Source organism: Betaproteobacteria bacterium (assembly GCA_016194905.1).
Taxonomy (GTDB): Bacteria; Pseudomonadota; Gammaproteobacteria; order Burkholderiales; family JACQAP01; genus JACQAP01.
This window is the reverse complement of sequence record JACQAP010000019.1, coordinates 114679-136989: the sequence shown is the minus strand read 5'-3', so window position 1 is coordinate 136989 and position 22311 is coordinate 114679. Positions and strand designations below refer to the sequence as shown.

Sequence of the window (22311 nt, the reverse complement as noted above, 5' to 3'; positions counted from 1 at the left end):
TGCGGCTTCCCGGGTCTTCCGGTATGCACATCCATCTCGACGCGGTCGGAGGCGTGGCAGGCGATATGTTCATCGCCGCCATGCTCGACGCGTTTCCCGATCTGCGCGACGGCGTGCTGGCGGCGATTCGCGCCGCGGGCCTACCGGCGGACGTTCACGTCGGCTTCGCCGAGCATCAGGACCACGCCCTGACCGGGTTGCGCTTCCGCGTGATCGAACCGCGCGTGGCCGAACTGATGGTTGCCGCGCACCATCATCCGCATACCCCGTTCGCCGATATCCGCACTCATCTGCAGGCCTGTGCGCTGACCCCGGCGGTACGGACGCACGCGATAGAAATTTTCAGCGTGCTGGCAGAAGCTGAAGCGAAGGTTCACGGCAAGACCGTCGATACCGTCAGTTTCCACGAACTTGGCGAATGGGATTCGATTGCCGATATCGTCGGCGCGGCGTATCTGATCGACGCCGTGGCTCTGATCGAAACCGGGGCTCTGATCGAACCCATGGCTCTGATCGATGCTGTGGCGTCCACCTGGTCGGTGAGCAGCCTTCCGCTCGGGCGCGGCAAGGTGAAAACGGCGCACGGCATGCTGCCCGTTCCCACGCCCGCCACGGTGCTGCTGCTCGAGGGATTCGAGTTTACCGATGACGGCCTCGAGGGTGAACGCGTTACGCCGACCGGCGCAGCGATTTTGCGGCATCTGGGTTGCACTCAGGCTGCATCGCGCCGCTCACGCCGGCTGCTGCGCACCGGCATCGGATTCGGCGCCCGGACTTTCCCTGGCATCAGCAATGTGCTTCGCGTTCTGGCTTTCGAGGAAGCCCGGGAGAGTCGCGGCAGTGACGAAGTCGCGCAAGTTCAGTTCGAAGTGGACGATCAGACGCCGGAGGATCTTGCGATCGCGCTCGACAAGCTGCGTTCGCATCCGTCGGTGCTGGATGTGCTGCAGACGCCTGCGTTCGGCAAGAAGGGCAGGATGACCATGCATATCCAACTGCTCGCCGACGTCGCGGACATGGACGGCGTATTCGATGCCTGCTTTAGCGAAACCACGACCATTGGCCTGCGTTATCAGGTCATGCAGCGCCGCAAGCTCGCGCGCGCCAGCACTACGGTCGAGGCCGCAGGCCGGCAGATGCGGGTGAAGGTTGCCGAACGTCCGGGCAGAAAAACCGCAAAAGTGGAAGCCGACGATCTGTTGAATGTGATCGGCGGCCGCGCAGAACGCGAACGACTGCAGCGCGAAGCCGAACAGGTTGTCTTGCGCAAGGATTGCAAGTGAGCGACGTGAAGGACACTCTGGCGAAACTGGAGAGCGTCCTGCGTGACATCGGACCCGTTGCAGTTGCGGTGAGCGGCGGCGTGGACAGCCTGACGCTGGCAACACTCGCTCATCGCACATTGCGCGGCGAAGTCGAAATGTTCCATGCAGTTTCTCCCGCCGTGCCGCGGGAAGCAACCGATCGCGTGCGCACGCTTGCAGCGCGCGAAGGCTGGAAGTTGTCGGTGGTCGACGCGGGTGAGTTTGGCGATGCGAACTATCGCAGCAACCCGGTAAATCGCTGCTTTTACTGCAAGACCAATCTGTATGGCGTACTGGTGCCGCATACGACGGCGCAAATCGTCGCCGGCACGAACCTCGACGATCTCGGCGAATACCGCCCGGGTCTGGACGCGGCAAAGAACCACGGCGTGCGCCATCCGTTCGTCGAAGCCGGCATCGACAAGAAAACGGTGCGCGCCATCGCGCGCCATCTCGATCTCGGGGACGTCGCCGAGCTGCCTTCCGCACCCTGTCTGTCGAGCCGCATCGAAACCGGCATCGCGATCGATCCGGACATGCTCAAGCTGGTGCATGCCGCGGAACTCCTGGTGTCGAGATCGCTCGCCCCGCGCACGGTGCGTTGCCGGGTACGCGCCACGGGCGTGGTGATAGAACTCGATGAACAGAAGCTCGCTGCGCTGGATTCGGCGGCACGCGATGCGATTGAAGGCGATGTCGGCACGTTGTTTCGTGATGGCGGATTCGAGTACGCGGTGTCGCTGGCGCCTTATCGCACCGGCAGTGCATTTCTCGTCCGTCTTGAGCGCGACGCCGCTTAAGCCAATTCAAAAGCGTTGACGCAGAGGACGCAGAGGAAAAACAAGAGAGGACACAGAGAAAGACGAAACAGAGACAATAAAAGTTGAGAAATGTAGATGTACATGCCATTGATCCTACGGCACGTTATTTTCATATTTTGCCGATGGCATTTCTCCGGTTTTCTCTCTTTATCCCTCTGTGAACTCTGCGTCGACGATCTTAGGGTGTAGATGAATGACTTTGCATAAGGATGTAATGCTGGATTTTGCGCGCGATGCCCGCACCGGGCTGGAGGAAGCGGTGCTGTGCGCGTCGAAGTCGATCGCCCATCTTTCGGTGATCCTCGACCAGGTGCAGGGAAAAAGCCGGCACTTACTGCTCACGCGTCTGCTGCCCGAGCAGTTCGCGGGACTTTCTCAAAGCCATCGCGCCGCCATCGACTACGATCCGCTTTCGCGCACCGGTTATTTCGGCGGCGCGCATGAACTGCGCGCCGAGACACGGATTGCGGTCGTCGCAGCCGGTACTTCGGATACCGCGGTCAGCCGTGAAGCTGCACGCACGCTGCGTTTCTACGGTGAGCCGGCCGCCGAGATCAGCGACGTGGGCGTCGCCGGGCTGTGGCGTTTGCTGGAGCGCATCGAGGAAATCCGCAAGATGAAAGTCGTCATTGCGGTCGCGGGCATGGATGCAGCCCTGCCTACCGTGATAGGCGGCCTGGTATCCAGTGTCGTGATCGGTGTACCGACCTCGGTCGGTTACGGTGTGGCTTATGGCGGAGAAACCGCGTTGCGCGCGATGCTGGCGAGTTGCTCGCCAGGACTGACGGTGACCAACATCGACAACGGCTACGGTGCCGCGTGCGCCGCGTTGCGCATTCTGCGCGCGAACTGATCCGGCGGAAAAAAAGCCCGGCTGCTACAGCCGGGCTTTTTCTTTTTCAGGGTGCTTACTTCAGGTCATTCTTGACTGCTTCGACCGAAGCCTGGGCACACAATCCGTCTTGCTCGGCGGTACCGCCCGACACGCCGATAGCGCCAATCTGTTTGCCATCGGCAGTCAGAATCGGCAATCCGCCCTCGAAGGTCACGATGCCCGGTACGAATGCGATGCCCGGCACCTTGGCCGTAATCTCGCCGATCTGCTTCGTCGAGAAGGGGAAGCCGGCCGAAGTACCGGCCTTGAGCTGGGCAATCTCTATGCTCTTCAGGAACGCGTCGTCCTGGCGCAGGAAGTATTTCAGATTTCCGCCGTTGTCGACGATGGCGATGTTCATCTTCCAGCCTTCCTGTTTTGCTCTTGCTTCGCACGCCACCGCCATTTTCTTGGCGACATCCAATGTCAGGATCGGGCGTTGCTCCAACGCCATGGCCGAGCCGGCCAGCGCGGTGAACAGCGATACGAGACTGATTGAAAGCAGGGTCTTCTTCATGGGCATTCCTCTCGAAAAGGTTCTTGTGAAACGTCAAGCGCGATTGTTTCGCGTACCGAATTTCTACCTCCGCGAGTTTGATGCGCAGGTCACGGAAAGTTCCCCGTCGCATTCGCGCGCTTCCTGGCTTGAACGGGAGCAAATGACATGAGGTGCTGCAGAAGCGAATCCGCATCGATATCGGCGATCACAAGCTCGCGATGAGCCGGCCGCAGCAATCCTTCGGCGACGGCATGGTCGAGCATCGCCAGCAGGCTGTCGTAATATCCTGAAACATTCAGCAATCCGCTGGGCTTGCCGTGAATGCCCAGTTGCGACCAGGTGAGGATTTCGAAGAATTCATCCAGGGTGCCGAAGCCACCGGGCAGTGCAATGAACGCGTCGGACAATTCATTCATCAAGGCCTTGCGCTGGTGCATGGTGTCGACGATGCGCAATTCGGTGACGCCGTGATGGGCAACTTCCTTTGCAACGAGGGACTGCGGAATCACCCCGATGACCTTGCCACCCGCCTCCAGCATTGAATCGGCGAGCAGGCCCATCAGGCCGACATTTCCACCACCGTAAACCAGTTCGAGACCGCGACGAGCCAACACGGCGGCCAACCCTTGCGCCGCGACGCCGTATTCGGCGCGAATGCCGGCGTTGGAGCCGCAGAACACGCATACGCGCTTCATTGCGTCTTCAAAATTCCGCCCATTCGTCGTCGCGGTGATAGATTACGCGGCCGGCTTTCTGGATGGGCCCGTCTTCGATGCCATCATGATCGAATGCCGGAGGCGGCTCATCCGGGTGATCGCGTACGGCGCGCTTCTGCAGGACGAAAGCACTGACGACATGAATCGTGCGGCTAGGGTCGGTCGGTTCGCTGCGCAGCATGGGCAAGTCGGACGCTGCCCCGCCGGGATAGAGCAGAATTCCGGTCTTGTCGCCGACCTGGCAGAGCACGGCCCAATCCGTCTGCCCCGGCTTGAAAAACTGTCCCTGGATGGCGTTGTGTCTGGCGTCCCATTTGATGAACTTCGGGACGCGGCAACCGAGCTTCTCCATGTCGGCGCGGATGACTTCCGGAAGTTCGCGCAACTGGCCGGGATTGAGATAACGGAAATCCGGCCAATTCTTGCGGACTTCCTCGACTGTCGTCTGGGCGGCCGCCGCGGCGCTAAGCACGGCCAGCAGGACAGCAAGCCATCGGCTGGGTTTCATCGGACATCTCCTGAGCGACCGGCGATGCCGCCAGTGTAAACCCGCGACAAAATCGATGCGCCGGCGGTCAGCCGTGGCCGCCCAGATAGGCAGCGCGAACTTCCTCGTTGCCAAGCAATTCCTTCGGCGAACCTTCGACTTTCATCTCGCCGGTTTCCAGCACGTAGCCGCGATTGGCGACGGATAACGCCATGTTCGCATTCTGCTCGACCAGAAGAATGGTGGTGCCGCGGGCGTGAATTACGCGGATGGTGGCGAACAATTGCTGCACGATGACCGGCGCGAGTCCGAGCGATGGTTCGTCGAGCAGCAGCAATTTCGGCTTCGCCATGAGTCCGCGCGCCACCGCCAGCATCTGCTGCTGGCCGCCGGAGAGCGTCCAGCCCAGCGCATTCTCGAAGGGCTTGATGACCGGGAAGATGTCGAACATTTCCGCGACCTCTTCGTCCATCTGCTTCTTCGGCAAACGGCCGCGATTGGACGTGCCGAGCATGATGTTTTCGCGCACGGTGAGTCCGGGGAAAATCCGCCGGCCTTCCGGCACGTGCGAAAGGCCGAGCCGCACGATCTTCTCCGGCGCCATGTCATGAATAGGCTGGCCCTCGAACCACACCTCGCCGCTTGCCGGCCGCAGCAGCCCGGATATCGTGCGCAGCGTCGTGCTTTTTCCGGCGCCGTTCGCGCCGAGCAGCGTGACCACTTCGCCCTGCTCGACGCGCAGGCTCACGCTCTTGAGCGCCTGCACGCTGCCGTAATAGCTGGCGACGTTCTTCAGCTCAAGCAGCGGCATTGCTGTCTCCCAGGTACGCGGCAATCACGTCCGGATGCCGCAGCACTTCCTGTGGCGTACCCTCCGCGATCTTCTTGCCGAAGTTGAGCACGGTGATGCGATCCGAGACTTTTTCCACCAGCCCCATGTCGTGATCGATCAGGAAAACGGTCAGGCCATGGCCGCTGCGCAATTTCTTCAGCAACTCCACCAGCTCCATTTTCTCGGTCTGGTTCAATCCGGCCGCGGGTTCGTCGAGCAGCAGCAGCTTCGGATGTCCGGCCAGCGCGCGGGCGATTTCCACCAGCCGCTGGTGACCGTAAGGCAGGCTGCGCACGATGACGTCGGCCTTGTCGGCGAGCCCCACGAACTGCAGCGCCGACATTGCGCGGGCGCGCAAAGCCTTTCCACCCGGCTCGATCGGATTATTGTCGCGCTGGGCGCCGACGATCACGTTTTCCAGCGCCGACATGCTTGGGAACAGCCGGATGTTCTGGAAGGTGCGGCCCAAACCGTGCGCCGCACGCTCGTGCGGCGACTTCAGGGTGACGTCGTTGCCGTCGATGATGATACGGCCGCCGGTCGGTTTGTAGATGCCGTTGACGACGTTCAGCATGGTGGTCTTGCCGGAACCGTTCGGCCCGATCAGCGCATGCACCGTGCCGCGGGAGACTTCCAGATCGATGCCGTCAACCGCGCGCAAGCCGCCAAAGTACTTCTGCATGCCTTCGAGCTTGAGCAACGGCATCGTCTCCGTCACAGTGATATCGAGATTCAGCGGCATGATGCCGGACGTATCGACCGGCAGTGTCGTCCTGAATTTCTTCCAGCCGTTGCGCAGCAGGCCCCAGATCCCTTCGGGCATGAACACCATGATCAGAATCACCGCCATGCCGTAGATCGCCAGGTATACATCCTTGATGAATTGCAGGCTGGGAGGCATCTCCTTCAGCCATTCAGGCAACAGGATCAGCAACGTGGTGCCGAGTGCACCACCGAACGGCGACTGTGCGCCGCCCAGCAGCACCATGGACAGGAATTCCACCGCGCGCTGGAAGTTGAAATTGTCCGGACTGATATAGGCGAAGCCGCCCGCGTAAAGGCCACCGCCGACGCCACCGAGCGCCGCGGACAACGTGAACGCGATGACCTTCGTTCTCAGCGTATGCACGCCGACGACTTCCGCGGCAAGTTCATTTTCGCGCACGCCGCGCATCGCGCGACCAAGCCGCGTCCGCGGCAGATACCAAACCGCGCCCATCATCGCGTACAGCACCAGCGAACACAGCAACAGATAGGCGCGATCGTCCGATAGCTCGCGTCCGAACAGCGACGGCCGCGCTATCCCGGCAATCCCGTCGGGCCCGTGCGTCACCTGGATCCAGTTGACCGCCACCAGATCGAAAATCTGCTGGAAGCTGATGGTGATCATCGCCAGGTAGTGGCCTCCCAGGCGCAGTGTGGTCAGTCCGAGGATGCCACCGGCGATGCCGGCGATGCCGATGCCGATCGCCAGCGAGACCCAGAATGACAAGCCGTAGATCACCGTGCCGAGCGCGACGCCATAGGCGCCGAAGCCGAAGAACGCGGCCTGTGCGAGATTGATCTGTCCGGTATAGCCAAGCACCACCACCATGCCCAGCACCGCGATCGCATAAGTCGTCGCCTGCATGAACATCGACAACACGAAGTGGCTGACATTGGTGAAGTAAGGCAGCAGCGGCACTGCGACGGCGATCGCAAAAAGAATGAACGGCCAGGGCGAGAGGCGGCGCGCGCGCGCCGCTTCGAGTGTTTGCGTGCTCATGCTTTCTCGGAAACCCTTTCGCCGAAGAAGCCCTGCGGCCGGAATACCAGCACCAGGAACAGCATCAGGAAGGCGTAAGCATCCTTATAGGGGACGGAAATGTAGAAGGCCGCGAAGCTTTCGATCACGCCAATGAAAATGCCACCGACGATGGCGCCCTTGACGTCGCCGAAGCCGCCGATGATGGTCGCGGCGAATGCCTTCAGCGCGATGATCGAACCCATGCCGATCGATACGAACAGCACCGGGCCCACCAGTACGCCGGCCAGTCCGCCGAGAGCAGAGCTATAGACGAAGGTGATGGCGATCATCAGCGCCACCGGGATGCCGAGCAGGCGCGCCATGTCCTTGTCCTGCGACGTGGCTTGCAGCTTCTTCCCGAGCATGGTGTGCTCGAAGAAGAAATACTGGAACGCCACCATTACCATCGTCACCGCGAGAATCACCAGGTACTGGCTGTCGAGAAACACCGAGCCGATCTGCACGCCCCCGGCGATGACATTGTCCAGGCGCTTAGGTTGCGCACCGAAGATCGCCAGCACGGAGTTCTGCAGGAAAATCGAGGCGCCGAGGGTGGAAATGATTACCGGCAGGAACCCTCGATGCCGCAGCGGGTAGTACACCCCGTAGTTGAAGACGAGGCCGAACACACCCATGCCCAGCAGCGCGAGCAGGAAGGACAGCCAATAAGGCAGGCCGACACTGACCAGGAAGGCGACCATCATGTAGGCGCCGAGCATGGCGAAATCGCCCTGGGCGAAGTTCACTACGTTGGTGGCGCGGATGATGAGCACGAAGCCCAGCGCAACCAGCGCATAGATGCTGCCGAGCGCGAGGCCCTGGAACAGCACCTGGAAATTATTGGCTAGCGCATCCACGGCGCGTCGTCCCCCTTGTTCATCTGTCCGCCGTCATCGATGATGCCGACGGGCGTGTTGCCGGCGCGCTTATTTGTCGACGTTGATGTGTTCGACGAACTTGACCTTGCCGCCTTCGTTCTTGACGATGTTGTAGCCACGCAGCCCGTCGCCGTTTTCGTCGAACGTGTAGTTGCCCTCGACGCCCTTCCAGTTCTTCAGCCCGAGGATGGCCTTGCGGATGTCGTCCGGCTTGGTGCTCTTCGCCGTATTCATGGCCGTGGCGATGACATACAGCGCATCGTAGGCCCAACTCGAATAGACGTCCGGTTCGAGATTGTACTTGGCGCGGTACGCGGTCGCGAAGATTTTGGCCTCGGCATTGGCATCCGGATTGAAATCGGCGATGCCATAGGTGCCGTGCAGCGATTCGCCCGCCAGCTTCATTGCCGTGTCGGTGACAATCGAGGGCGATCCGACCCAGGTCGCGGTTACACCGAGTTGGCGCAGTTGCTTGGCGAAGATGCCAAGGTCCTGCGAGTTGGTCATATAGGTGCCGATCACGTCGGCACCGGACTTCTTGATCGCCAGCACCACCGGCGTGAAGTCCTGCGAATTGTTGGTGTAGCCCTGGATCAGCACCGGTTCGACGCCGAGCGCCTTCAGTGCGTCGACCAGTGCTTTCTGTCCACCGGAACCGAACGCATCGGTCGAGTGCACGATCGCCCACTTCTTCAGCTTCAGCTTGGTTACGCCGAAGTCGGAGATCACGCGCGAAGAGAACATGTCGTTCGGCCGGCAGCGGAACACCCACGGATTGTTGACGTGCGTCAGGCTCGGGTCGGTGCCGCCGATCATCGTCGGGATGCCGGCCTTTTGAATCGAAGGCGAAGCGGCCTGGATCTGCGTGCTGCGGATCGGGCCGATGATCGCCGGGATGTCAGTGTTGCCGCCCAACTTGGAAAATGCCAGCACCGTGCCGGGGTTGGTCGACTGGTTGTCTTCGATCACCAGTTCGATCTGCTTGCCGAGAATGCCGCCCTTTTGGTTGATTGCGTCGACAGCGAGCTTGGCGCCGTTGAGGGTATAGCTGCCGGCCTCGGCATTCGGCCCGGTGATTTCGCTGATCAGTCCGATGCGAATCGAGTCCGCTGCCGCAGAAAAGGCAAAAAGCGATGCAATGGCGCCAGCCGACAGAGCGCTCAAGAGCGATACACGCATGATTTCCTCCCGATGAATTTTATATTTTCAGGCGCCGCGTCGCAGCATCTCCGCTTCCATTTGCCCTGGATGGTACTCCCGGGCGTTCAAATGAAACGTGACGGGGACTGCGAGCATTGACATGGCCGGGGAGCGTAATGCTATGTCCCGCTCCCCCGACTGTCAACGATTCAGACGCGAGGCGAACATCGCGATGAAACGAACCAGGCAGAAACGAAGGCGAGTTTAACAGGCTGACCGCGACTTACAGCCAGCGCATCATGCCCAGTTCGAACGGATGCGTGAGCAATTCATGTTGCGGGTACAGGCGTACGCGGTATTCCAGCTTGCCGCAGACTTCCGGACTCAGTTCGAGCACGAAGCGCTGTTCGCCCTGCTCGGTCAGCAGGCCCTCGGATTCGAACCGGTAGGATTTCGGCTGGCTGTCCTCTTCGCGACCCGTCTGTTTCGCAATCAGCAGTTCGAGCGCGACGTCCTCCGGCTTGAGTCCGTTGAGAAAAGCGCCGACTTCCAGGCGCAGTCCATCGCCGAAGGCGATGCGCTTCTGCGGGGCATCCAGCCGCCGCATCGCCACTTTCGGCCAGATTTCGCGCACCTGCTGCTTCCACTGCGCCAGGCGACGCGCCGGCTCGAAATCGGATTCCGCGTAGCGCCGGCCCTGCCGGGTCGCCGGCAGATAGAATTTCGCCAGGTACTCGTTGACCATGCGGGTCGACGAGAAGCGCGGCAGGATAGAAGTGATCGAACGCTTGGCCATGCGGATCCATTCGGCCGAATAACCCATGTCGCCGCGGCGGTAGTAGGTCGGAATGACGTGGTCCTGCAACAACTCGTATAGCGTGCGGCTGTCCTCGAAATTGCGGCGTGCCTCCTCCAGGTTTTCCGCCACCGGCTTGATCGCCCAGCCGTTGTGCCCGTCGTAGCCTTCCCCCCACCAACCGTCGAGGACGGAGAGGTTGAGCACGCCGTTGATGCCGGCTTTCATGCCGGAAGTCCCGCTTGCTTCCAGCGGATACGTCGGATTGTTCAGCCAGACGTCCACACCGAAAGCCAGCCGGCGCGCGAGATGCAGATCGTAGTCTTCGAGCAGCAGGATCTTGCCTTCGAACGCCGGCATGCGCGCGATCCGGTTCAGCTCGCGGATGACGTCCTGTCCGGGGACATCGGCGGGGTGGGCCTTGCCGGCGAATATGAACAGGACCGGTTTCGCTTCGTCCCCGAGAATCGTGCGCAGCCAGGCGAGATCCTGGAACAACAGCGTGGCGCGCTTGTAGGTTGCGAATCGGCGCGCGAAACCCACGGTCAGCACGTTCGGATTGATCGGGTCGGCGTTGCGCAGTAACCGGTCAAGATGCGCTTCCGAACCGTTGTTGCGGAAATGCTGCCGTGCCACGCGATGGCGCACCAGATGCAGCATCTGTGCTTTCAGCGATTGCCGCACGCTCCAGAATAGATGGTCCGGCATGGCTTCCAGGCGTTCCTGGAAGCCGTGGCTGCCGGCGTGGTGCGACCAGTCGAAACCGAGAAATTTGTCGAACTGGTCGGCCCATTCCGGCGCGAGGAAAGTCGGTACGTGCACGCCGTTGGTTACGTAGGAAAGAGGGTTTTCGCTTGGATCGAGTTCAGGCCACAGCGGCGCGCAGATTCGCGAGGATACGCCGCCGTGGGTGCGGCTCACGCCGTTCTGAAAGCGCGAACCGCGGATTGCCAGCGCGGTCATGTTGAATTCGTGTCCCCCGTTGACGAGTCCTAATGCAAAAAACTGTTCCTCCGTCAGGCCAAGCTGTTTGCGCAGCCACGGGAAGTAGGCGCTGATCGCCTCAGTGCTGAAATGATCGTGTCCTGCGGGAACAGGTGTATGCGTGGTGAACACGGTATTCGCAGCGACCGCTTCGGACGCGGCGTCGAAACTGAGTCCCTGCGCAACCAGTGTGCGCGCTCGCTCGAGGACCAGGAAAGCCGGATGTCCTTCGTTGATGTGCCACGCCGTCGGTTTGATGCCCATCTCGGTCAGCGCACGTACGCCGCCGATGCCCAACACGATTTCCTGCTGGATGCGGGTGGTGCGGTCTCCGCCGTACAGGCGGTGGGTAATATTGCGATCATCCGCAGAATTCCCGGCCAGGTCGGTATCGAGCAGATAGAGCGTTACATGGCCGATGCGCGCCTGCCACACCTTGATTTGCACGTTCCTGCCTGGAAACTCGATGCTGACGCGCACTTCCGATCCGTCGGTGCACAGGCAGGGGGTAACGGGAAGATCCTCGAAGTCCGAATCGGCGTACAGTGCATGCTGGTTGCCTTCGCTGTCGATGGTCTGGTGAAAATAGCCCTGGCGATACAGCAGTCCCACGCCGACCAAGGGCAGGTGCATGTCGCTCGCCGACTTGCAATGATCGCCGGCGAGAATGCCCAGGCCCCCGGAGTAGATCGGCAGACTTTCGTGGAAGCCGAACTCGGCGCAAAAATAGGCGACGAGATCGTTCTTGCGCAGCCACTCCGAACCATTGCGGCGCAGGGGTTCCTTCAGATAAACGTCGAATGCCGACAGCACTCTGTTCAGGTTTCCCAGAAAAACCGGATCGTCGGCGGCATCGACCAGCTTGTGCTCGTCAATGCGCTTGAGGAAAGCTTTCGGGTTGTGGCCGACCTCGCCCCAGAGATGCGGGTCGAGCCGCGAAAACAGCAGCCGTGTCTGCCGGTCCCAGCTGTACAGCAGGTTGTTGGCGAGTTCTTCCAGCCGCACGAGCTGGTGCGGAAGCTTCGGATTGACTTCTAGGGCGAATGCGGTGCCGCTGGTCATAGGGAATCCTGAGGCGGCAAAGTATCAGGAAATGCTGGCTTTGGGGAATAGCGGCGCCATGACGGATTGCGAGCGGGCGGATTGCGAGGGAGACTGATCAAAGCGCCTGCCTCGATCATAGTACGTAGCGCGCGAGATCTTCGCTCTGTGCGAGCTCCTTCAGCCGGGCATCCACGTAAGCCGCATCGATAACGATGACCTTGCCCTGCCGGCGATTCGCCTCGAATGAGACTTCTTCCAGCAGCTTCTCGATGACGGTGTAGAGCCGGCGCGCGCCGATGTTCTCCATCTTTTCGTTCACCTGCCAGGCGATCTCGGCCATGCGGCGTATGCCGTCCGGGCGGAAATCGAGCTTGACTTCTTCCGTTTCCAGAAGCGCCTGATACTGCCGCGTGAGGCAGGCGTCGGTGGACGTCAGGATGCGTTCGAAATCTTCTACCGACAGACTCTCGAGCTCGACGCGGATCGGGAAGCGGCCTTGCAATTCCGGGATCAGGTCGGAAGGCTTGGAAAGATGGAAGGCGCCGCTGCCGATGAACAGAATGTGGTCGGTCTTGATCATTCCATACTTCGTATTGACGGTGGTGCCTTCCACGAGCGGCAGAAGATCGCGCTGCACGCCATGGCGGGAAACTTCGGCGCCGCCGGTTTCCTGGCGGCTGGTGATCTTGTCGATCTCGTCGATGAACACGATGCCGTTCTGCTCCACGTTGGTGAGAGCTTTCAGTTTCAGGTCTTCGTCGTTCACCAGCTTCGCCGCCTCTTCCTCGGTCAGGAGCTTCATCGCCTCGCGGATCTTGAGCTTGCGCGTCTTGCGCCTTGTGCTGCCGAGGTTCTGGAACATGCCCTGGATCTGCGACGTCAGGTCTTCCATGCCGGGCGGCGCCAGTATTTCCATCTGCGCCTGCGCCGCCACGATGTCGATTTCTATTTCCTTGTCGTCGAGCTCGCCTTCGCGCAGCCGCTTGCGGAATTTCTGCCGCGTCGCATTGTCGCCCTCCTGCTGATCCGGCTGGAAACCGATTTCCCTCGCCGCCGGCAGCAGGGTGTCGAGGATGCGTTCCTCGGCGAGATCTTCGGCGCGGTGTCGCACCTTGCGCGTTTCCTGTTCGCGGGTCTGCTTGATCGCGGTTTCCACCAGATCGCGCACGATGGAATCCACGTCCTTGCCGACGTAGCCGACTTCCGTGAATTTCGTTGCCTCGACTTTGATGAACGGCGCCTCGGCGAGCCTGGCCAGCCGCCGTGCGATTTCCGTCTTGCCGACACCGGTGGGTCCGATCATCAGGATGTTCTTCGGTGTGATCTCCTGGCGCAGCGGTTCGGCAACCTGCTGGCGGCGCCAGCGATTGCGCAACGCGATCGCGACGGCCCGCTTGGCGTCGTCCTGGCCGACGATGTGTTTGTCCAGTTCATGGACGATTTCCTGGGGGGTCATTGATGACATGGCGAAAAGGCGAACGGTAATCGGTGAACAGCGAACAGTAGTCGGCGGCAGCGTGGCGTAGAGGGTTTTCCGTTTACCGTTCACTCTAGTACTTCGATCACATGATTCTGATTGGTATAGATGCAGATCTCGCCGGCGATGGTCAGGGCTTTTTTGACGATTTCCTGCGGCGGCAGATCGGTGTTCTCCAGCAAAGCGCGCGCGGCGGCTTGCGCGTAAGCACCGCCGCTGCCGATCGCGACCAGACCGAGTTCGGGCTCGACCACGTCGCCGTTGCCGGTGATGATCAGCGACGACTCATGATCCGCGACCGCCAGCATCGCTTCGAGCCGGCGCAGGATACGGTCGGTGCGCCAGTCTTTCGCCAGTTCGACCGCCGAGCGCAACAAATGCCCCTGATGTTTTTCCAGTTTTGCTTCGAAGCGTTCGAACAGCGTGAAAGCATCCGCGGTGCCGCCGGCGAACCCGGCAAGAATGCGTTCGTGGAACAGCCGCCGCACTTTGCGCGCACTCGACTTCAGCACGATGTTGCCGGAGGTGACCTGGCCGTCGCCGCCCAAGGCGACATTTTTGCCGCGGCGGACGGAAATGATGGTGGTACCGTGAAAGTTTTCGCTCATGCCGAAATGTGTGTGTTGCCGGCCGCACACCGGCGTAGGTCGGTCCGGGGAGAAAAGCCCGGTCCGAAAGTGCCCGGGCGGATCACTGTCAGATGGGGGATTGTACTGGAGAGTTCAAGCTGCGGGTCTGGCCTCGGTGCGCTCGAGGCTGGAAAACACGATGCCCACGATCGCCATCGCCCAGACGATGATCGCGCCGGTCGGCAAGTCGAACAAGGACGAGGCGACCAGGCCGAACAGATAACCCAGCCCGCCCACGGCGTAAGCTTTGGCGAGCGGGAACCGGGTGGCGTTACGCGATGCGAGCGCGGGAATGATCAGGCTGGAGAACACCAGGTAGACGCCGACCATCTGCACCGAAGCGGTAACCGACAGGCCGAACAGCAGATAGAAGCCGACGCGGCCGAGGCGCTGGCGACCGATACCGAACCACGCTGCCAGAACCACGGCAGTCAGGATCGCAACGACGATGACTTGCTTGTGTCCGACCCAGAGAATCTGTCCGACCAGCATATCCTTCAGATACTCGCCGCCATGCGGATTGCTGGCGAGCAGCAGCACGCCGAGCGTTGCGGCCAGCACGAACACCGTCCCGATGATGGCTTCCTGGATTTCCGGCCAGCGTTTCTCCGTCCAGGTCAGGAACAGCGCCCCCAGCAGGGCGGCCGCCAATGCGGAAATCTGCACGGCGACGCCCTGTGCCTCCCAGCCGAAAAAATCGGCTGCAATCACGCCGACCCCGGCAATCTGCGCGATGGCGATGTCGATGAATACGATACCCCGGCTCAGCACCTGTATTCCCAGCGGGGCATGGGTTGCGGTAACCAGCAAACCCGCAATCAGTGCGGGAAGCAGGAAGCTGATCTCGAGATTGGGCATGTTATCTCTTCACCGCTTTGAGTCGTGAGATCGAGTCGTCGAACAGGCCGAACAAGTCCTTGGCCCCTGGCGTTCCGCCCACGGTGTACGGAAGTTCCACTACGGGAATATTCGTTTTTTCCGCCAGCGATGTCGCCGCCTTCGGGTCCTGATAGGCCGAACGGGCGACGACGTCGGCTGCGCCGCCCTTTAAACGCCCGACCAGCTCGGAAAGATGACCGGCGCTGGGCGGAATGCCCGGCTTCGGTTCGATGTTCATGACTTCCACCAGGCCCAGCCATTTGATCAGGTAAACCGAGTCCTTGTGATAAGGCACGATGCGCAGGCCTTTCAGCGGCGCCGCATCCTTCTCCCACCGCGAGATCGCCTGTCCCCAGCGGCCCTGGAAGTCCTTGCTGCGCGACTCGTAATAGGCGGCGTTGCCTGCATCGATTTGCTCGAGGCGCTGCGTGAGCACCAACCCGACCTTGGCGATATTATGCGGATCGAGCTGGACATGCGGATTGCCTGCGGGATGGATATCCCCTTCCGCACGGTCCAGCCGCGTGGGCACTTCCAGCCGGTCCACGAATTCAGCGGCGGCGATGAAGCCCGGCTGTCCAGGCTGCACTTTCTGGTTTCCCGCGGTCTGCAGCAATACCGGCAGCCAGCCGATCTCGAGTTCGGCGCCGGTGCAAATCGCCAGATCGGCGCTGCGCATGCGTGCGACCAGGCTCGGTCGCGCTTCGATGCGGTGTGGGTCCTGCAGTGCATTGGAAGCCTGGTAGACCGAGACCTTGTCGCCGCCCAACTCGGTCGCGAGCGCCGCCCATTCCGGCAGGCAGGCGAAGATGTTGACGGCGGCGAAGGCCGGAGAGCACACAGCGCATAACGCCATGGCGCCGGCGAATGTTGCCCATCTGTTCATGTTCAACTCCTTTCGTGTCGACTGCGCAATCGTGCGCAGGACGTTTCGTTTAGGGTCGGAAGCCGGATCAGAATTTGTGGGCGCCGTGCGTGCCGAGACTCATGATGTATTGCAGGAAGACCTGGTTGTCGGCTTCGTTGAAGCGGGCTTCGTCGCGCGCGAACTGCAGCCGGAAGCGCGAAAACTCCGACGGCGAAAAATCGATCATCGCCGTGGTTCGCTTCGGATCGTTCTGGGCAAGCCTCGGAAAATCGGCGGCTGTAAGCGCGCCGCTGTTGACCAATCCGATGTCCGGGTTGCCACTGTTCAATTCTTCATAGCGCAGCCCCACGCGCCAGCGCGGCATGAACTGGTAGGCTCCTTGTACATACCAGCCCGACTGGCTGGAACGATAGGCGTCCGACAGATTCGCGCCGGTCGTGTCGAAGGCCAGAGTGCCGTCTTCCTTGCGGCGCAGATATTCGGCCTGGAACTTGAAATTGCGATCGACGGTATTGCCGTTGGGCGCCCACTTCCAGACGAAATCCACCCCCCAGATCTTGCTGTCGCCGGTGAAAGCGTTGATGACCGGCGTGCCGATGGAGTTGACATCGTCGTAGGTACGGTCTTGCGCCCTGGTGGCACGGTAAGACGCGCCGACCCGATAGCTGTTACTGATGCCGACGTCGTCGCCCAGGTGGGCGAAGATCATTCCGGAATTGGCGCCGTTCTTGTTGCGTTCCGAACCCGGAAATGCCGATCCCCTGCCGGTTTCGACACCGAGTTCGACGAACATCGGCGTCGGCGCCAGCCAGCGCGCCTGTATGCCGTCCTCCTTGAGCTGTCCGCCGAAGAACGCCTGATGCACCAGGGGGGCATCGACGAAATCCCATGCATGCGCGTGGATTTCATTCAGATAACCGAATCCGGACAGCATGCGGCCGAATTTGACCGTCACACCGGGAATGGTGCCGGTGTTCTGTACGAAACTTTCCTCGACCTCGACTTCGTTTTCCGAATTGACCGACATCACGAAATAGCCGGATAAGTACGGATCGATGTTCGCGGACACGGTCAACTCGGATTCGCCGAGGTTGAAGCTTCGACTGCCGGGGCCAATTTCGCCTTCTCCGGGGATGAAGCCGCCGATCTGGTAAGTCGCTGGATCGCGCTGCAGGTTGCTGAACTGGCCACCGAGGATCAGCGAGATGGCCGGATTAAAAGCGTTCGCTGAAGCCGGCGCGGACTGTGCCGGCGCCGAAGCTGGACGTTGCTCCGTCTGTTCGAGGCGTTGCTCGAGCTGGCGGATGCGCGTCTCGTACCCCTCTTTGAGGTCTTTTATTTCATCGCGGATATTCCGGACTTCCGCATCGTCCGCGCCGATGGCCGGAACAGGTGCGACGAAAGCAGCGCCGACGGCGACTGCCAGGGTGACCTTCCTGAACATGAGAATCTCCTCTGGACGAAAAAAATCAACGCACCGCGGCAAGGCCGCGGGCGTCAGCGACGTCGATCAGAGGAAAACCGGAGGGGCGCGGCTGTGGAATGCGGCAACCGTGCGCGGACTGAATACGTAGTCCACATGCAACGGTTGCGTAAAGACAAATTCCAGCGGGAGGATCGCTGGGACGCTTGCGGGCGCCACGCCGGAGATTTTTTCGAAGCTGACGCACTTGTCACATAGTTTCGAATGGGCGAGCTGCTCTTTCGCCGGCGGTTCCTTGCCCAGGTGGGAAATTGCATGCGCGTAAGCCGCCTGCTGTGCGAATAGCAGCAGCAGGATCAGCAGACTGGTCAGGGCGCGATGCAGTTTCATGGGGTTGAGGCGAACCGGCGAACAGTGTAGCGCCGACCGGGCGGTTTCGCCAACATCCGCATCGGGATTGCCTTCGTAACTGTCACGGACGGACTATAGTCAAGAACATCAACCGGAGGTTTGCCATGGGTAATCCCTGCCTGTATCACCCCGACCCGACGAAGTCGCGCAGGGATTTCCTGTTGCAATCCGCCGCCTGCGGTGCGGCATTGCTGCTACCCGCAACATCCCATGCGGGGAAGCTTCATGAGTTCGACGGTGAAGTCATGGTCAACGGCAGGCTGGCAAGCAAGGCCAACGAGGTTCGCGCGCTTGACGTCATCAGGACCGGAACCAGCGGCCACCTCGTGCTGGTGATGGGCAAGGATGCATTTCTGATTCGCGCAAACAGCGAAGTCGAAATACTGGGGAAACCCAAGGCGCTTCTGTTGACCGGACTGCGCATGTTGAGCGGAGCGCTCCTCGGCGTGTTCGGCAAGGGCGGTCCGCGCCAGCTGCTGAGCGCGACGGCGACCGCCGGCATTCGCGGTACCGGCATCTATATGGAAGCCTCGCCGGAGCGGACCTATTTCTGCACGTGTTATGGAACGGTCGAAATCGAGGATCAGCACCGCACGGAAAAGCGCCTGGTTGTTTCCGGCTATCACGCACCGAATATCATCTACGCCGGGATGACCGACGGCAAAATGATGCAGAAGGCGGAGTTCGTCAACCATACCGACGATGAACTGGTAATGCTCGAGAAACTGGTCGGGAGGGTGCCTCCCTTCGTGAGGCAGTGACTGGTGACTGGCGATTGAAGAGAAATGCCTTGCCAGTTACCAATCACGAATCACCAGTTACCAGTCACCGCATTCAGCCGTCGTCCATCGACAATTCCTGAGGCAGGTGGCTCACGTCGCCCCAAGCGTCGATGCGCCAGCCTTGTTTATCGTGCGAGAGGATGTTGACGGACGCGTTGTAAATCGGGAAGTTGCGGGATGCCGAGAGCGGCATGCCGGCAGCGTGGCGATAAGCCGCATCCAGCACGCCGCCGTGCGTGACGACAAGCACATGTTCACCCGCATGCGCTTCGAGAATATCTTCGACGAAGCTGACTACCCGGCGCGAGAACTCGCCGAGCCTTTCGCCACCGGCGAGTTCGAGATTGGGATCGCGCGATTTGAACGCTTTCCAGGCGGCCGGCTGATCGGCCATCGCCTCCTCGCCGGTCAATCCCTGCAACACACCGAGATGGCGCTCGCGCAGTCGCTGGTCTTTAATGATGGTTCGGTCAGGATCGGGCACGGCGGGGCGCGCGGTGTGAAATGCACGAATGAGGTCGCTCGAATAAACCGCATCGAATCGTTCGCGTGCCAGGCGTTTTCCCACCGCTTTGGCTTGTGTGACGCCGAGGCGATTCAAAGGAATGTCGGCATGGCCCTGGATGCGGCTTTCCGCGTTCCACGACGTTTCGCCGTGACGTACGAGAACCAAGGTCGTAACGGTCATCGCGGTGGTGCTTCTTCGTAGAGCGGCAGCGAGTCGGCAATCTCGAACCACTTCAATTGATTCGGCACAACAATCCCTTCAGATATTCCCCTTCGGGAAAAGCCAGCGACACCGGATGATCCGGCGTCGGGTGGAGTTGATCGATGACTTGCGCGTCGGTGCCCGAATCCAGAGCCGCGCCCGCGACGATCTTGCGGAACAGGTCGGCGGAGACGCCGCCGGAACAGGAGAAAGTCGCGAGCAGGCCGCCCGGTCGCAGCAGCTTGAAGCCGAGTAGATTGATGTCCTTGTAGCCGCGCGCGGCGCGTTCGGCGGTCGCCGCGGTGGGCGCGAATTTCGGCGGATCCAGGATGATCAGATCGAATTGCCTGTTCTGGTCGCGCAATTTCCGCAGGTATTGGAATACGTCGGCGTCGACCCATTCACAGCGGTACTCCGGCAGGTCGTTCAGCCGCACATGTTCGCGCGCAAGCTGCAATGCGTCCGCTGACGAGTCCACCGAAGTCACCGATGCGGCGCCGTGAGCCAGCGCTTGCACGGTGAATCCACCTGAATAGCTGAAGCAATTGAGCACGTCTTTGCGTGCGGCAAGCTGGCCGACCTGCAAGCGGTTGTCGCGCTGATCCAGATAGAACCCGGTCTTGTGCCCTTTGGCCACATCGACTCGCAGGCGAAGGCCGCTTTCCCTGATCTCGACCACCGGCGTGTCGAGCTTACCTCTCGCCAGTCCCGTGCGCGGCGTGAGTCCCTCGAGTTCGAGCACGTCCGCATCAGAACGCTCGTAGATGGCGCGGGCAGCGGTGATCTGCTGCAGCGATTCGATGATCGCGTTACGCCATCGATGACAGCCGGCGCTCGAAATCTGCAATACGACCACATCGGCATAGCGATCCACGATCAATCCCGGCAGACCATCGGACTCGCCATGCACCAGGCGCTCGGCTTTGTCCGGTGTCCTGCCGAACAGGGCGCGGCGCATGCCGATCGCGGTTTCGAGGCGTTTGCGGAAGAATGCAGCGTCGATCTGCGTGCCTTCATTCCAGTCCCACACGCGTGCGGAAATGTTCGCGTCCGGATTCAACGCAGCGACGGCGAGAAAGCGTCCGTCGTTTGCAACGACGTGCGCCGTGTCGCCCGCCGCGGCCTTGCCATCGATGCGGGCGATCGCGCCGGAAAAAACCCAGGGATGCCGGCGCAGCAACGATTTCTCGCGGCCAGGTTTAAGAACGATTTTATGCATGCGCTAATGAAGATCTTGAACCACGGAGAACACGGAGGGCACGGAGTAAGACCGAAGACGGGAGATGCAGTACCAGCGCTGCTTTCCCAAGCCAGGCAGCCGGGGCTTGCTGATGATTTCTCTTATTCATTTCCTGCCTTTCTCCGTGCCCTCCGTGTTCTCCGTGGTTCAAGGTTTGGCAAGTTTTCTTTTTGCACGCGGATGGGCCTGGTCGTAGACCTTGGCTAGATACTGGAAGTCCAGATGCGTATAGACCTGTGTGCTCGAAATGCTGGCGTGGCCGAGCATTTCCTGCACCGCACGCAGATCACCGCTGGATTGCAGGATGTGAGACGCGAACGAATGGCGCAGCATGTGCGGGTGTACGTGGCCGGGCAGACCTTGCTTGATGCCCCAGGCCTTCAGCCGCGACTGCACGGCGCGTGGGCTGATGGCATCGCCGCGTTGGTTCAGGAACAGCGCCGATTCGCTCCGGCGCGGCAGGGACTCGCGCACCGGCAGCCACGCCTGGAGCGCCTGCAACGCGTGGCTGCCCACGGGCACCACGCGCGTCTTGTTGCCCTTGCCGATCACCCGCACCGTGGCATCCGCGAAGCTTACGTCGCCTTGCCTGAGCGAAGTCAGTTCGGACAATCTCAGTCCGGAAGAATACAGCAGTTCGAACATCGCACGATCGCGCACAGCCAGCGGGTCGCTCTGGGGGAAACTGACCAGGCGCGTTGCTTCATCGGGCGACAACGCCTTCGGCAGCGACTTGGGCGATTTCGGTGGTCGCACGCCGGTGCAGGGATTACGCGTGAAGCCGTGATCGCGCGCGAGGTAGTTGAAAAAACCGCGCCACGCGGAAAGCATGCGCGCCAGCGATTTGCCGCCCAGTCCGCGTCCGTGAAGCCGGGCGATGAAGCGCCGGATCTGATGAATCTGCAGGTCGTGCAGCGCTGTTTCTTGTGTCAGTTCCAGCAACACGCGCACATCATGCCCATACCCTTCGGCGGTATGCGGCGAAAGACGCCGCTCCCGGATCAGATGCGACAGGAAGTCGGAGACGAAAGGATGCTCGGCCGGGGATTCTTCTTTGGCTGGAGACGGACTATCGCGAACGGACATCTACAAGAACCGCACGAGCGACGTACTGATCAATTCCCCCAGGCGCTTGAGGTACAGCGTGCCCATCCCGGGATAGAAGCGTTGCGGATCTTCGCTTGCCAGCGCCAGCAGGCCGAATACTCTGTCCGTACGCAGGGTAATGTAGGCAAACGACTTCAGCAGGCCGCCGGCTTCGCCGAACCACTCGGCGGTTTCGAACATGAGCTTGTGGCTGCAATACGGTTGATTGAGGCTGTCGGCGAATACCCTGACCTCCTGGCTGCTTGCCCCGAATTCCGGCAACGGCGGATGATCCCACTCGCTCCACAATCGGATTGTCACGTGCGGAACCGCGAAATCCTCCCGCAGATTGTAATAGAGCACCTGCAGCAAAGCTTCCAGGTTCGCAGGCTTTATCATCGCCAGTGCAGCTCGGTGCACGCGTTCGCCTATGGCGTCATTTTCCTCGCCGTACTCCACCAACTCGCGCAACTTCCCTTCCAGTATCTTGTTCTTTTCCCGCAGGCTGATGATCTGGCGTTCGGAGATCGGAATGGCCCGACCGCCATGCGGATGCGGTATCAAGATGTCTCCGATCATGTCGGCGTAGTGCTCGAAAAACTCGGGATGGTCCTTCAGGTAACGGGCAATGTCTTCAGGTCTCATT

General features: G+C 60.9%; 22 protein-coding genes. 4 read left to right on the top strand and 18 right to left on the bottom strand.

Annotated features, from left to right (window positions below; translation table 11 throughout):
- The first annotated feature begins 23 nt into the window (after positions 1 to 23).
- From HY067_12060 to larB, 3 genes are all read left to right on the top strand, one after another.
- Positions 24 to 1283: a LarC family nickel insertion protein gene (locus HY067_12060; GenBank protein ID MBI3528691.1), complete on the top strand. Its 1260-nt coding sequence runs from the start codon at positions 24 to 26 to the stop codon at positions 1281 to 1283.
- On the top strand, positions 1280 to 2104 hold the full coding sequence (locus tag HY067_12055) for an adenine nucleotide alpha hydrolase (protein MBI3528690.1): 825 nt from the start codon (positions 1280 to 1282) through the stop codon (positions 2102 to 2104). The genes HY067_12060 and HY067_12055 overlap by 4 nt, the downstream gene beginning before the upstream one ends.
- Positions 2105 to 2318: 214 nt before the next feature.
- Positions 2319 to 2978 (top strand): nickel pincer cofactor biosynthesis protein LarB, encoded by a 660-nt coding sequence (gene larB / locus HY067_12050; protein ID MBI3528689.1) that lies wholly within the window; start codon positions 2319 to 2321, stop codon positions 2976 to 2978.
- 55 nt (positions 2979 to 3033) lie between these two features.
- Here larB and HY067_12045 read toward each other — a convergent pair whose 3' ends face one another.
- The 14 genes from HY067_12045 to HY067_11980 form a co-directional block, all read right to left on the bottom strand.
- Positions 3034 to 3516, bottom strand: coding sequence for a heme-binding protein (locus HY067_12045; protein ID MBI3528688.1), 483 nt, complete (start codon positions 3514 to 3516; stop codon positions 3034 to 3036).
- Positions 3517 to 3605: 89 nt separating this feature from the next.
- A complete protein-coding gene (locus HY067_12040) occupies positions 3606 to 4193 on the bottom strand; it encodes a TIGR00730 family Rossman fold protein (GenBank protein MBI3528687.1) in 588 nt (195 codons plus the stop codon).
- A 7-nt stretch (positions 4194 to 4200) separates the two neighbouring features.
- Entirely contained in the window at positions 4201 to 4722 is a 522-nt protein-coding gene (locus HY067_12035; GenBank protein MBI3528686.1) for a hypothetical protein, read from the bottom strand.
- Between the two features lie 67 nt (positions 4723 to 4789).
- Positions 4790 to 5512, bottom strand: a complete 723-nt coding sequence (locus tag HY067_12030; GenBank protein MBI3528685.1) for an ABC transporter ATP-binding protein — start codon at positions 5510 to 5512, stop codon at positions 4790 to 4792.
- Positions 5499 to 7298 carry a branched-chain amino acid ABC transporter ATP-binding protein/permease gene (locus tag HY067_12025; GenBank protein ID MBI3528684.1) on the bottom strand — a complete coding sequence of 600 codons (1800 nt, stop codon included), beginning with the start codon at positions 7296 to 7298 and terminating at the stop codon, positions 5499 to 5501. The genes HY067_12030 and HY067_12025 overlap by 14 nt, the downstream gene beginning before the upstream one ends.
- Positions 7295 to 8176, bottom strand: coding sequence for a branched-chain amino acid ABC transporter permease (locus HY067_12020; GenBank protein ID MBI3528683.1), 882 nt, complete (start codon positions 8174 to 8176; stop codon positions 7295 to 7297). The genes HY067_12025 and HY067_12020 overlap by 4 nt, the downstream gene beginning before the upstream one ends.
- A gap of 69 nt (positions 8177 to 8245) precedes the next feature.
- A complete protein-coding gene (locus HY067_12015; GenBank protein MBI3528682.1) occupies positions 8246 to 9376 on the bottom strand; it encodes an ABC transporter substrate-binding protein in 1131 nt (376 codons plus the stop codon).
- Between the two features lie 244 nt (positions 9377 to 9620).
- Positions 9621 to 12179, bottom strand: coding sequence for an alpha-glucan family phosphorylase (glgP, locus tag HY067_12010; GenBank protein ID MBI3528681.1), 2559 nt, complete (start codon positions 12177 to 12179; stop codon positions 9621 to 9623).
- Positions 12180 to 12294: 115 nt separating this feature from the next.
- A complete protein-coding gene (gene hslU / locus HY067_12005) occupies positions 12295 to 13626 on the bottom strand; it encodes an ATP-dependent protease ATPase subunit HslU (protein MBI3528680.1) in 1332 nt (443 codons plus the stop codon).
- Between the two features lie 80 nt (positions 13627 to 13706).
- Positions 13707 to 14246, bottom strand: a complete 540-nt coding sequence (hslV, locus tag HY067_12000; protein MBI3528679.1) for an ATP-dependent protease subunit HslV — start codon at positions 14244 to 14246, stop codon at positions 13707 to 13709.
- A 114-nt stretch (positions 14247 to 14360) separates the two neighbouring features.
- A complete protein-coding gene (locus HY067_11995) occupies positions 14361 to 15125 on the bottom strand; it encodes a metal ABC transporter permease (protein ID MBI3528678.1) in 765 nt (254 codons plus the stop codon).
- Between the two features lies 1 nt (position 15126).
- Positions 15127 to 16032, bottom strand: coding sequence for a zinc ABC transporter substrate-binding protein (locus HY067_11990; GenBank protein MBI3528677.1), 906 nt, complete (start codon positions 16030 to 16032; stop codon positions 15127 to 15129).
- A 67-nt stretch (positions 16033 to 16099) separates the two neighbouring features.
- Positions 16100 to 17458 (bottom strand): hypothetical protein, encoded by a 1359-nt coding sequence (locus HY067_11985; GenBank protein ID MBI3528676.1) that lies wholly within the window; start codon positions 17456 to 17458, stop codon positions 16100 to 16102.
- Between the two features lie 66 nt (positions 17459 to 17524).
- Entirely contained in the window at positions 17525 to 17827 is a 303-nt protein-coding gene (locus tag HY067_11980) for a hypothetical protein (GenBank protein ID MBI3528675.1), read from the bottom strand.
- Positions 17828 to 17952: 125 nt separating this feature from the next.
- Here HY067_11980 and HY067_11975 point away from each other — a divergent pair, with 125 nt between their 5' ends.
- Positions 17953 to 18609, top strand: a complete 657-nt coding sequence (locus HY067_11975; protein ID MBI3528674.1) for a hypothetical protein — start codon at positions 17953 to 17955, stop codon at positions 18607 to 18609.
- Between the two features lie 73 nt (positions 18610 to 18682).
- Here HY067_11975 and HY067_11970 read toward each other — a convergent pair whose 3' ends face one another.
- From HY067_11970 to HY067_11955, 4 genes are all read right to left on the bottom strand, one after another.
- Positions 18683 to 19318, bottom strand: a complete 636-nt coding sequence (locus tag HY067_11970; GenBank protein ID MBI3528673.1) for a histidine phosphatase family protein — start codon at positions 19316 to 19318, stop codon at positions 18683 to 18685.
- A gap of 52 nt (positions 19319 to 19370) precedes the next feature.
- Complete coding sequence (locus HY067_11965) at positions 19371 to 20558, bottom strand: class I SAM-dependent methyltransferase (GenBank protein ID MBI3528672.1); 1188 nt, start codon at positions 20556 to 20558, stop codon at positions 19371 to 19373.
- A gap of 168 nt (positions 20559 to 20726) precedes the next feature.
- The gene (xerC, locus tag HY067_11960) at positions 20727 to 21665 is read right to left on the bottom strand and encodes a tyrosine recombinase XerC (protein MBI3528671.1); all 939 of its coding nucleotides are present in this window, start codon (positions 21663 to 21665) and stop codon (positions 20727 to 20729) included.
- Positions 21666 to 22310 (bottom strand): DUF484 family protein, encoded by a 645-nt coding sequence (locus tag HY067_11955; protein MBI3528670.1) that lies wholly within the window; start codon positions 22308 to 22310, stop codon positions 21666 to 21668.
- Position 22311: the final 1 nt, after the last annotated feature.